A 12,506-nucleotide genomic window follows, 5' to 3' on the forward strand; every position below is an offset into this window, starting at 1 on the left:
AATTTGTTATGATAAGCTTCCTGCCCCACGGGTGACTGGCGCAATGGCAGCGCATCGGACTCTTAATCCGCTGGTTCTGGGTTCGAATCCCAGGTCACCCATTGCTTGAGCACTGTTTGCTTTCCATTGATCATGTGACCTAACCTTACTAGCCTGTTCCTGCTTTCTCCACTTCCCCCTAGCATCGATTGAGCCAAATTTCTTTGGTTCCAGCAACTGGTTGAATGAAGCCAAAGCCTCGTTCGTCCTTCCATTTGATCAGTCGACTCGTATGCAAACTAGGTTTTATCAAGTTCGTCCTGCACTTCATCAGGTACAAATTTTTGGTTTAGGCAATGTTTAGTGGCTTTTGATACAAATATCTTATGTTTCTATTCCTACTATAGGGCGGGTGTAAAGACACTATCATGGCCGTGTAAAAGCTGAAATTTAGGAACTTACCGCCTCATTTATGACATCACGTAATGAGTGATTAGGCTCAAAGCTTTGATTGCAGGCAGGTTGACCAGGAGTAAGGAAAGAATTACAACAAAAGATTGGAAAGCTCGGCTTCTAAGTTCACCTCGTGTTACATCTGTCTAAAGAACTGTACAAAACGTTGTAGAGATAGAGGCGTTAGTCTGTAGTGCTTTACCTATCATTTAACGGTATTTGCCTTTCTAGATCTGATGTCGCTTAGAAGGTTGTGTTCTCTTAGAGCCTTACCTTTAAGCCTGTCTGTTAGCTGCTTCGCCCTCATGTCATGTAAAGGCAATCATGGAACCCGAAACTGTAAACGGCACCAACTCGCCCACTACAATGCCAGAGTCTTTAGCTGCGGAGCCGAAACACTCGAAGAAGAAGGACAAGAAAAAGAATAAGAAGAAAAAGGATAAGAAAAAGAAAGAAGCCGAGCTGGACAACGCTAAGCAGGACAAAGCTGAGGAGCAGAAGCCGTTCTACCATCTTTCTGAAAGCGAAGGTAGCTCTAAACTTTCAAGCAAAGTATACGAAAACGAACTGTCTCGTTTGCAAATAGAGCTAGTGAAAATGCAATATTGGGCAAAGCACGTTGGTGCCCGCATTGTCATCTTGTTTGAAGGGCGAGATGCTGCCGGTAAGGGTGGCACGATTAAGCGCATTACCGAACCGCTCAATCCTCGTGGCTGTCGAGTTGTCGCTTTGGGTACGCCCAGTGATCGCGAAAAAACTGAGTGGTATTTTCAACGCTACGTAGCGCATCTGCCTGCTGCTGGTGAAATTGTGTGTTTCGATCGCAGTTGGTATAACCGGGCTGGAGTCGAACACGTGATGGGTTTTTGCACCGATGAACAATACCAGGAATTCTTACAAAGCTGCCCTGAGTTTGAGCGGATACTCGTCCGGTCGGGCATTGTTTTGCTGAAGTACTGGTTTTCGGTGAGTGATGACGAGCAGGAGCGTCGCTTTCAGTCTCGTACGACCGATCCGGCGCGTCGGTGGAAGCTAAGCCCGATGGATTTGGAGTCGCGCGATCGCTGGGTGGAATATTCCCAGGCAAAGGACGTGATGTTTGCCCATACCAATATCCCTGAAGCGCCCTGGTTTACGGTCGAGGCAGACGACAAAAAACGCGCCCGCCTCAACTGCATCCATCACTTCTTGAGCAAAATTCCCTATGTTGATATGACACCAGCACCGCTAGAACTGACGCCACGTAAGTCTGCTCGTAACTACGTGCGTCCGCCACACAACGAACAGTTCTTTGTTCCACAAGTGTACTAAGCTCTCACCTACAGCCTGGTCAACTACAACGTCCCTTTTGTAGAGGTTGTGGCGTTTAGTTTCGTTCGTCCGTAGATTCCAACCGTTTAGGAAAAAAGCCCCATGACCCATGAATTGCGCGTTCAAGCTGTTTCTCAAGTCACCGATCGCAAACCCCAACCACCCAAAATGCCCCAACGTCTGGAAGCGCTGTGGGCGACGGATGTCTTCACGCTGAGCAAGATGCAGGCAAGCTTGCCCAAAGAGGTATTTAAGTCTATTAAAAATACGATTCAAACGGGTGGAAAAATCGATGTATCGGTGGCAGGTGCGGTTGCCGCAGCAATGAAAGACTGGGCAACGTCCAAAGGCGCGCTCTATTACGCGCACGTTTTCTACCCGATGACGAATGCAACGGCTGAGAAGCATGATGGGTTCATTTCAGTGCAAGGTGATGGCACGGTCATCACCGAATTTACTGGCAAAGTGCTAGTGCAGGGCGAACCAGATGGTTCTTCCTTCCCGAACGGCGGACTGCGCTCTACGTTTGAAGCGCGAGGCTATACGGCATGGGATGTTACCAGTCCTGCCTATGTGATGGAGACCGACAATGGCGTGACGCTTTGCATTCCCACAGTGTTCATCTCCTGGACGGGTGTCGCGCTGGATAAGAAAACGCCGTTGCTGCGATCGAACGCCGCGATGAACAAAGCCGCCACTCGCGTACTGAAGCTGTTAGGACACACCGACGTTGCGCCTGTAAACTCCAGTTGTGGTGCAGAGCAAGAATACTTCTTAGTAGATGCTCACTTTGCCCATAGTCGCCCCGATCTGCTGCTGGCTGGCAGAACCCTCTTTGGCAAACCGCCTGCTAAAGGACAACAGTTTGATGACCACTACTTTGGAGCCATTCCCGATCGCGTCCAGGTGTTCATGCAGGACGTAGAAGAGAAGATGTACAAGCTGGGCATTCCAGCCAAAACACGACACAACGAAGTAGCGCCGGGTCAGTTTGAGATTGCGCCCTTTTTTGAAGCGGCGAATGTAGCGAGCGATCACCAGCAGCTCACGATGACCATTCTCAAGAGCACTGCTAAAAAGCATGGCTTTGCTTGTCTGCTGCACGAGAAGCCGTTTGCTGGCATTAACGGTTCTGGCAAGCACGTCAACTGGTCGGTTGGCAATGCGACTCAAGGCAACTTGCTTGATCCAGGCGATACGCCTCACGCCAATATGCAGTTTTTGCTCTTTTGCGGCGCGGTCATTCGGGGTCTGCACAAGTATGGTCCCTTGCTGCGGGCTGTGGTTGCTACTGCCAGTAATGATCATCGCCTGGGTGCGAATGAAGCTCCTCCAGCAATTATCTCTATGTATCTAGGGACGCAACTGGAGCAGGTGTTCAATCAAATTAGCCAGGGACAACCCACTAGTTCTGCCCACGCTGGGGTCATGGAACTCGGCGTAGACACATTGCCGATCTTCCCTAAAGATCCGGGCGATCGCAACCGCACGTCACCCTTTGCTTTTACAGGCAATCGTTTTGAGTTCCGAGCCGTTGGTTCGGGGCAGTCGGTTTCGGGCCCGCTTGTCGCGATGAACACCATCCTGGCAGATTCCCTTACCTGGATTGGCGATGCCCTGGAGAACGAGATGGCAAAGGGTACGGAACTCAATGCTGCCGTTCATACTGTACTGAAAGAGGTGATGGACAAGCATGGCGCTGTCGTCTTTGGTGGTAACGGCTATTGTGAAGAATGGCACAAAATGGCGGTCGAAGAACGTGGTCTACCGAATCTGCGGACGACTGCCGATGCACTACCCGTCTTAAAAGCTGATTACATTGAAGAACTGTTTGAGCGCGTTGGTGTGCTGACTCCGGTGGAACTCGAAAGCCGCTTCGATGTGTATGCCGAGCAATACATCCTGGCGATCGAGGTAGAAGCCAAGCTGGTAGTGAGTATCGCCAAAACAATGATCTATCCGGCTGCAATGCGATACCTTTCTGAACTGTCTACCGCGATCGTCAACGCCAAGGCGATCGGCATCGAAATGGGCAAGGAAAGCGCCGAAAAAGTGGCAGCGCTGATTCAACCCATGCTGGATAACATCAGCAAACTCAGTGAGGCAATGACTAAGCATGATTTTGCTGCACCGGAAGAGCATATGCAGTATTCTGCCCAAACAATTCGTCCATTAATGGATAAAGTGCGGGAGTATGCTGATGCACTTGAAAGCGAAGTAGCCGACGATTTTTGGCCGCTACCGACCTATCAAGAAATGCTGTTTGTCAAATAAGCTGCGTTCGGGATAGTAAGCTCTTTGATTTCATCCCTGCTTCAAGGCTTCTCTAGCATTACGTTAGGGAAGCCTTGAAGTTTCAGGTCAGAATTTTCTGATAGAATCTGGAGTTTGCCTCCCAACGGGTAGGACATTGCTATCAGAGCCAATCAGGGAGCTGCAATCATCTTTACTGAGGCACTTGCTTTAGAGGAATTTCAATCAGGAACTCTGTACCTTCCCCAGTAGAGGACTGGCACTGTAGCGAGCCGCCATGCCTCTCTGTAATGATTTGGTAGCTGATAGATAAGCCCATGCCAGTGCCTTTGCCCACGGGCTTCGTGGTAAAGAAGGGATCAAACAGCTTTTGACGTACCGCTTCGGGGATGCCGGGTCCATTGTCTGCGATCGCAATCAGGACGCGATCGCTGTCGCAAACTTCGGTGCGAATGCGAATGACACTGGGATTTTGCTCCATCATTGCAGCATCACGTCGACTGTCGCGCTCATCCAGGGCGTCGATCGCATTACTCAGCACGTTCATAAACACCTGATTAAGCTGCCCTGCATAGCATTCAACCAGCGGTAAATTGCCGTATGCCTTCACGACTTCGATCGCGGGTCGGGCATATTCACACCCCTTTAGCCGCATCTGTTGTGCTTTGAGACGGCTTTGCAAAATCATCAGTGTGCTGTCAATGCCTTCGTGAATATTGACCGCTTTAAATTCGGCTTCATCCATGCGCGAAAAGGTTCGCAGAGACGCGACGATTTGCTGAATGCGGTCTGCACCGACTTTCATTGATGCCAGCAATTTGGGTAAATCTGTCATCACAAACTGAAGGTCGATCGCAGTAGCAACGGTCTGAATTTGTTTCGTCGGTGTTGGGTACTGCTCTTGATACAGGTTAATCAGTTGCAGCAGATCCTGAATGTATTCGTTGGCATACGTGAGGTTGCCGTAGATAAAGTTAACGGGGTTGTTGATTTCATGTGCGACCCCTGCCACCAGTAGCCCTAGGCTAGACATCTTCTCGCTTTGCACCATTTGCGCCTGCGCCTCCTGAAGTTCTTGCAGCGCTTCCTCTAGCTGCTGTGTTTGCTGTTGCGCCGTGTTGGCAGCAATCACGCTCTGGTGATAAAGCTCTGCCTGGTTGATGGCGATCGCAAGTTGACTTGCTACGGCTTGCAGTAGCTCAATTTCTGATTCGCTCCACGGACGTATAGCGCTGTGATGACCGCAATGAATACCGCCCCGTCGCCCCGAAAGTATCTGTACCGGCAGTAGTAGCTCCGAGTGATAGTGATAAAAACGCAGAATGTCGCGGGCTTCTGGCTTGAGACGTGGATCGGTCTCCACATCATCAACACGGTAAGGGGTCTGGCTTAAGAGGCTTTCGATAATGGGGTTATGGCGATCAGCTGGCTTACTGAGGTCTTGTGGGTATGTGCCCAAAAAACTCGGAAAGTCAGCACCCCGCGATTCGTGCGTAAATTCGAGGTTCGCAAGCTGATCGGCTTCGGCGTGAAACCAGCAAAAGCTACAGCGATCGATTTGCAACAGATTGCGGACTTCATGCACGGTCGTTTGCAGAATAGTGTCCAAATCCAGCGAACTACGAATCTGGTTGGCAACGCGATTGAGCAATTCTTCGCGCTGCGCCAATGCTCGCAGCTGTGCTTCATTTTGCTGCAAGGCGGCTTCGGCTTGTTTGCGCTCAGTGATGTCTTCGGTGATCGCTAAAAGATACTGTGGGTTGCCGTCTTCATCAAAGACAGCAGTTTTTTTAGTATGCAAGATGCGTGTCTCTCCCCCGTCGGCTGGCACTAACTCTTCGGGAAGATCCAGGATGTCTCTGGTCTGCAACACCTGGCGATCGTAAGCCATTAGCGCCTCAGCTTGCTCTAGAGGCAACAGATCGTAAGCATTCTTACCCATCACCTCTTTAGCGGTCGCACCGAGTACTGCCTCAGCCGCCGGATTCCACAGTACGTAGCGCAAATCCTTTGCCTCTTTCGCAATCACTGCTACTGGCAGCGTCCGGAGTACAGATTCCAAAAACTTGCGGATGTATTGCAGCTTTGACTCCGCTTGATCACGCTTGTGCAGCGCTGCTTGTCGTTCATGAACTTGTTGCTGAAGTTGCACAACGGTTTGCTGAAGTTCGACTGTGCGAGCCTCTACACGCATTTCTAGCTCTTCCTTAGACTGCTTTAGCGCAGCTTCTGCGGCTTTTAAGGCAGTGATGTCGCGCATCGTGCCAACCATAAATTTATTGCCAGTAGCATCGCGCAGGCACGACTTTTTGGTTGAGAAGAGGTGAGTCTGACCGTGCAGATTGGTCAGGCTTTCTTCGTCTTCTCGATCGCATTCTGTGGTCAGCACAATCTGGTCAGTATCGCGAAAAAAGTCGGCTTGTTCGCTATCAGGAAAAACCTCATGATCAGTCAACCCCAGCACATTAGGGCGATGCCAACCCATAAATTGACAGAAGACATCGTTCAAGAGGATGTAGCGATGCTGCTGGTCTTTGACAAAGAGAGGATCAGTCGTGGTGTTAATGATCGCGTTCAAAAAATCGCTGGAAAGGGGTGCGATCGAGTGTTGTGTTGTGTCGTGAGCCTCTGTCAATACGGCTGTGGCGGGCGAGTCTACGTTTACGTGCACCAGGGAAAGCACGCCCGTCACTTGTTGCTGCCCATTCATTAGCGGTGCGTTGTGCCAGGTGTAGACAGCAAGCTTGCCATCCGGTGTCACCGTTTGATGAAGCGTGCGATCGCCGGGCGCTTGATTACGTGCGGTAGCTATCAGTCGGTGGCTCTGTTCTAGCGACAGCAGATCGGTGACATGACGACCGATCGCATCTTGCTTGCTGTAGCCCAAAAGCCTTTCAGCCGTCAGATTCCAGTCAACGACCTCAAGCGCGGCGCTCCACTCGATGATGGCGATCGACGACTGCTGCAATGGCACTGAGAGCTTTTGATGCGACGCTTCCAGGGGCAGTTCAGCTTGCTGAAAGTGCAGCAACTGCTGACCCATCTGGGTCAGCATGAGGGCTTGTTCGGCTACACGCTGTCGTAAGTCAATTAACTCTTGGTGCAACGATTCAGACAGCATACTGTTCTAAGACCATTCTGAGGCTTCAGTGCGGAGAAGTGTTATCTATCAGTGCTATGGTTTAGGGCGGGTATAGGGGGAAGCTCTGGCTAGGAGAAATACACCCACTACTCCTTTAAGGCAAATGTTCTTAGCTCTTTCAAGATAGCGATGTAATCAGCGACGATCGCTCAACGTAGTACTGTAAAAGTTCTGTCTATAGCGGTTGGGGCAAGCATTCGCTAAGGTCGAGAGCAGAGATGCACGCTGCGCTCTAACGGGTGAGGTTGTCTGGAGGTGATGTAGCACATCCTTCTCTTAAGTTATCTTAAGGCTCGTTGACTGTACCCAGCGTCAAATACCGCACTTCTATCCAGTTAATTGATGAATTTTGGGTAAAGATTGCAGTTTTACTCTGCACATGCGCGGCTTTTTAGCTAGTCGTCCACTGGAGCTTCGCTGACTCGGTAAGTATTCTCAACATTTATCAGAGGGAGATATGAGCTTTGTTTGCAATTAGGGGGTTTCAGCCCCTTCACTGCTAAAACATCCTTGGGATTAAGCATTGAATTACCTGTAACGTTGACAACTTACAGGAGGTATAGCATTGCCATAACCCTACACAAAACCTGACTTTAGGAGATTTCTAGCAAACAAAATACCCGTAGGGGCAGGTTTGATACCAACGTGGTCGGTTATTCACAAAGCTTCTGGCAAAACCTGTCCCCTACAAGCGGTACATTCTTTCTCAGAAATCTCTTTACTTAATCTAAGCCTCACAGTTTAACTATGCCCAACAACTGAGAGGATGCTGCAATCAACGCACACTTTTACTCATGTAGTTGCCCCAAAGTTGGGCTGCTTCGCCGCTGCTGCCAGACGTAGGGGAATTGTTATCATTCCCTAACCAAACACCCGTGACCAAGCTACCGGGGATATAACCTACAAACCATAGGTCAACATTGTCATTAGTAGTGCCTGTTTTTCCGGCTTCGCCTTGCCCGATTGCCGCAGCGCGTCCCGTACCTCCACGCACGACACCTTGCATTAAACTGGTCATTGTCTCTGCAATGTCTGGGCTGAGAACGGGTTGTCTAAGCTGTGGATCTCGGTCGGCACTGTAGATAATGCGGCAGGTTTTGACATCTTTCGGAATTTTACAGTCACCACCGTCCAGTATGCGTCGGATAGCACGGGGTGGGTTGCTAACGCCGCGATTGGCAAAGATGCTAAAGGCTCCTGTTAGCTCTAGCGGTGTCACTTCACTCTCGCCTAGTACCAGCCCAGGTGTGGCTTTGAGGGTAGAGCGGATACCCATGCGTTGAGCCGTGCGGATGGTGTTGTCTAGCCCTGCAGCTTGAGCTACTCGTAGCGCAATGACGTTCTCAGACTGTGCCAAGCCTGTAGATATATCGAGGCTACCGCCGCCAGTCCGACAGCCTGCAAACGATTGTCCCTGCCAGTCTAGCGGTGCACACGAGTAGGTGGTGCCAGGTGAAATGCCTTGCTCAAATGCTGTTGTATAGGCAAAGACTTTGAACGTAGAGCCAGGTTGCCGTAGTGCCTGGGAGGCTCGATTGAACTGGCTTTTTTTGTAGTCTACGCCGCCTACAAGCGCAAGTACTTCGCCGTTTTGAGAATCAATGGTGACGATCGCCCCCTGCGAGAAGCCTGCGCTAGCCCCAGCATTATTGACCGCCTCTTGCAGACTGGCTTCGGCGCGGGACTGTAGTTTGAGATCAAGTCCCGTTTCAATGATGAAGTTGCCTTCTTCGGCAAGCTCTGAACCTAAAAGCTGCTGAAGTTCAGTAAACACATAGCTGTAGTAGTAGGGCGCAAGCACATTATCTAGCTGCGCTTTGGCTTTGGGGTTGACATCAACGCGCGATCGACGTGCCCGTTGGATTTCTTCAGCGCTGGCTAGATTTAGCTCTGCCATGCGCTGCAAGACACCATCGCGGAGTTCGATCGCCTTGTTGTAGTCGCGCACAGGGTTAAAGCTATTGGGTGCAGGCAGAATGCCCACTAGAGTCGCGGCTTCTGATAACGTCAGGTCTTTGGCAGACTTACCCAGATAAAACTGCGCCGCATCTTCAAACCCATAAGCTTCGTTGCCCAGATAGACACGGTTGAGATAGGTCAGCATGAGAAAATCTTTGCTGTAAAACGTCTCCAGCTTTAGAGCAACTGCTGCTTCGCGCAGTTTGCGTCCGGCCGAATCCTGGGTGCCCACGTACTGCCGCAGCAGGCTACGAGCAAGCTGTTGGGTCAGCGTACTGCCGCCCTCACGAATTTCGCCGCCTCGCACGTTAGCGACCAATGCCCGCAGCGTGCCGATCGGGTCAACGCCAAAATGCCAGTAAAAACGGGAGTCTTCGGAGGCGATCGCCGCCTTCGCAAGGTATGGCGAAAAGTCTGACAGGTTCTTAAACTCGGTATGGGTACGGTTTGTCACCGGACTAAGCGGCGTTTGCCCATCCCGCGCTAATACTACAAAGGGTCCCTGTACCGAATCAGGCAATGGCTGTACCGAAAATTTTTGCCACTCCAGCAGCACCCCTGCCACTGCAAGGGCTGTCACGCCACCAACGCCATACATCCAGTAGCGAACGGCTTGCACATACCAGGGTGGTGGATCAATAAACTGAATGCGAACGGCAGCCGCTAGTTCTGGTGGACCGAGCGTATAAGCTGCTTTGTGTCGTAAGCGAGTCGATCGCACCCGTCGCTTGCCACGATAAATGCCATTTGTAGAGTTTTCGTCTTTAAGAAAAAACGGCGGACGAAACAAGGTGCTCAAAAGGCTTTGCCGCTGGCTGTCTCGGTTAAGCGAGAGATGCACCTGGCTAACAACTGGATTCCGCACGACTATATCGCACGTTTTGGAGCTGCGCCCCAGCATATAGCGATCGCCTAGCAATGGATAGACCTCTGCCTGCTCGGCTCCTGCCTCCTGCACCCATAGTTCTGGCACCCGTGCGTTTGGCTTTAGCTTCAGCTTAGAAAAATTGATCTTTGCCTGAACAGTCTGCACTGCCTGGGTAATGGCACCGACAAGCGTTTGCGATCGACGAGGGGGCGGCGGGGTCATGAGGGTCTACAAGTAGAACTGCTGAGATCAGAATCACAACCGTATTTGCAAGTTCCGACCTACTTCAGACTCATTCTAGACAACCACCGCCATTTCTGAACTTTACTCATTGCCAGTTAAAGGGTTGGGCGATCGATTCAGTTGAGTCAGGCTAATACGCAAGGGAGAGATGCAGGGGAAGCCAGGCGAAGCCCTAATACCCTTCACTTCTTCACTCCCTCATCCCCCCACATGAATCCCCGGACGCTGTTCCGGATTAGGCTCTGCTCGACGAAGCACTTCACGCGTCACGACGGGAATATCGCCTTCACCAAAGAGGATGAAGCGCAGCAAATACTGGATGGGATTGCCCTCAATCCAGCCAAAGTAAGCGTGTGGGAGCTTGCCGGTTTGGTTGCGAAGCTCTAGCAGGATGGCGGCAATGGCATTCGGCACAGCCGCACTCTGAGCGCGCAAAATGCGGTATTTACCTACTTCTACCCCTACGACCTGGATCTTATCGATAAACTCAGACGCATCAGCGACTTGAATCTCAAGAAACAAAACGGGATCAGTTGGGGGAATCAGGTTGTCCTCACGGACTTCTCGTTCTTTTAAGTAATACTCCTCTACATCGCCTGTATGGAGCCGATTGGCAATTAAGCGGATGGTGCCCTGACTTTCTTCTGCAATGAATTGACGTGCTGTGGCATCAAATTCAATGTGCTCTGCTCGTAGCTCGGTCGATCGCCAAACTCGTGAGATGAGAGAGGTTGCCACGATCGCGCCGATAAAGAAGGCAGCAATTCTGATGCCCTCTGGGCGCTCGATAATATTAGTGACAGTGGTATAGAGAAACACGAGCGTAATGAGGCTAAAGGCAATCGTGCCCCGTTGCGATCGATGATGACGCGCTGCCAGAGCGACTGCAAAGGCACCAGAACTCATCAGCACTAGCACACCAGTGGCATAGGCTCCACCCTGCGCTTCTACGTTTGCCTTAAAGAGAATCGTGACTACAAAGGCAATGAGCGTATAGACCACTACTAAGGGTCGTGCTGCCAGTGTCCAATTCGGAGCCATACCATAACGAGGCAGATAGCGCGGCACAATGTTGAGCAGCCCTGCCATAGCCGATGCCCCTGCAAACCAGAGAATGGCGATCGTGCTCAGATCATAAATAGTACCGAAGGCATCACCCATATAGAAATGTGCCAGGTAGGCAAGGGCGCGTCCATTGGCTTTACCGCCTGCCTGAAATTCGGCAGTAGGAATGAGTAGTGTCGTCACCAAACTGCTGGTCAGCAGAAAGAAGCTCATGATGACTGCTGCCGCCGTCAGCAGCTTGCGGGTATTGCGGATGCGCCCATGCGGAAACTCTTCAGTGTCAGTACTGCTTCCCTTGACTAACGGCATTACCACTACACCTGTCTCAAACCCAGACAGCCCCAGCGCTAACTTAGGAAAGAGCAACAGCGCGACCCCCAGCATGGCAAACGGGTTTTGATGTCGGGTAAAGAGCGCAGTTTGCCAGTCTGCGATCGCCGATGGATGTTGCCAAATCTGGTATGCACCCACACTAATGGTGATCAGGTTCAGCAGCAGGTAGATACTTACCAGGAAAACAGCAAGCCCGATCGCTTCGCGGAACCCCCTCAGAAACACTGCACCCAGCAGCGCGATCAAGACTAGGGTAATCGCGATCGCCTGGTCATGTAGAAAGTCTGGCACCAGCGGATTTTCAATAACGTGTGCTGTCGCATCTGCTGCCGAAAGGGTAATAGTGATAATAAAGTCGGTCGCGACGAAGCCCAGCAAACACAGCACAAACAGCTTGCCCTGCCACCAAGGGAGCAGATGTTCGAGCATGGCGATCGATCCTTCACCATTAGGGCTTTTGGCAGCAATGCGCCGATAGATTGGCAAGGCACCAAATAACGTTAACAGCACCAAGATTAAAGTTGCTAGCGGCGAAAGCGCTCCTGCTGCCAGCGCCGCAATACCAGGCTGATAGCCCAGCGTCGAGAAATAATCGACACCCGTTAAACACATGACCTGCCACCAGGGATGCGTTGAGTGCGCTCCTCCCTTTTCGTGGCGGTTTTCTTGCAAGAACCAATTAATAAGCTGTTGGCGACGCTGTTCAATTGGATTAATCGATTGAGCCATCAACACTACTCCCATGCTGTGTCGCTACTGTTAGGTTATGGCAAGTTGCAGCAATGCTCAAAGTAAATTTCACTAAATCTATAGTCTGGTGAGCAGCGTTTCTGATAGACGGGGAAGGGGGGAAGGCAATGTGATTTTGTTCCACCCCTCTACCCTTGATGCCAAACGCAT

At 51.0% G+C, this 12,506-nt stretch carries 5 protein-coding genes and 1 tRNA gene; 3 read left to right on the plus strand and 3 right to left on the minus strand.

Annotated elements, in window-relative coordinates; genetic code table 11:
• The first annotated feature begins 29 nt into the window (after positions 1–29).
• The 3 genes from H6F76_RS20865 (at position 30) to H6F76_RS20875 (ending at position 4,017) form a co-directional block, all read left to right on the plus strand.
• Positions 30–101, plus strand: a tRNA-Lys gene (locus tag H6F76_RS20865).
• Positions 102–756: 655 nt separating this feature from the next.
• Positions 757–1,743 carry a polyphosphate kinase 2 gene (gene ppk2, locus H6F76_RS20870; RefSeq protein ID WP_190511170.1) on the plus strand — a complete coding sequence of 329 codons (987 nt, stop codon included), beginning with the start codon at positions 757–759 and terminating at the stop codon, positions 1,741–1,743.
• Between the two features lie 102 nt (positions 1,744–1,845).
• Entirely contained in the window at positions 1,846–4,017 is a 2,172-nt protein-coding gene (locus tag H6F76_RS20875; RefSeq protein ID WP_190511172.1) for a glutamine synthetase III, read from the plus strand.
• 172 nt (positions 4,018–4,189) lie between these two features.
• Here H6F76_RS20875 and H6F76_RS20880 read toward each other — a convergent pair whose 3' ends face one another.
• From H6F76_RS20880 to H6F76_RS20890, 3 genes are all read right to left on the minus strand, one after another.
• Positions 4,190–7,117 (minus strand): PAS domain-containing protein, encoded by a 2,928-nt coding sequence (locus H6F76_RS20880; RefSeq protein WP_190511174.1) that lies wholly within the window; start codon positions 7,115–7,117, stop codon positions 4,190–4,192.
• A gap of 796 nt (positions 7,118–7,913) precedes the next feature.
• Positions 7,914–10,187, minus strand: coding sequence for a transglycosylase domain-containing protein (locus tag H6F76_RS20885; protein ID WP_190511176.1), 2,274 nt, complete (start codon positions 10,185–10,187; stop codon positions 7,914–7,916).
• Positions 10,188–10,406: 219 nt separating this feature from the next.
• Positions 10,407–12,335 carry an amino acid transporter gene (locus H6F76_RS20890; protein WP_190511178.1) on the minus strand — a complete coding sequence of 643 codons (1,929 nt, stop codon included), beginning with the start codon at positions 12,333–12,335 and terminating at the stop codon, positions 10,407–10,409.
• Positions 12,336–12,506: the final 171 nt, after the last annotated feature.

It is taken from the genome of Leptolyngbya sp. FACHB-321 (assembly GCF_014695975.1).
GTDB lineage: Bacteria > Cyanobacteriota > Cyanobacteriia > Leptolyngbyales > Leptolyngbyaceae > Stenomitos.

Coding starts and splice junctions, on each gene's coding strand:
- H6F76_RS20875 (WP_190511172.1), top strand. CDS start 1,846: ATGACCCATGAATTGCGCGTTCAAGCTGTTTCTCAAGTCACCGATCGC.
- H6F76_RS20880 (WP_190511174.1), bottom strand. CDS start 7,117: ATGCTGTCTGAATCGTTGCACCAAGAGTTAATTGACTTACGACAGCGT.
- H6F76_RS20885 (WP_190511176.1), bottom strand. CDS start 10,187: ATGACCCCGCCGCCCCCTCGTCGATCGCAAACGCTTGTCGGTGCCATT.
- ppk2 (WP_190511170.1), top strand. CDS start 757: ATGGAACCCGAAACTGTAAACGGCACCAACTCGCCCACTACAATGCCA.
- H6F76_RS20890 (WP_190511178.1), bottom strand. CDS start 12,335: ATGGCTCAATCGATTAATCCAATTGAACAGCGTCGCCAACAGCTTATT.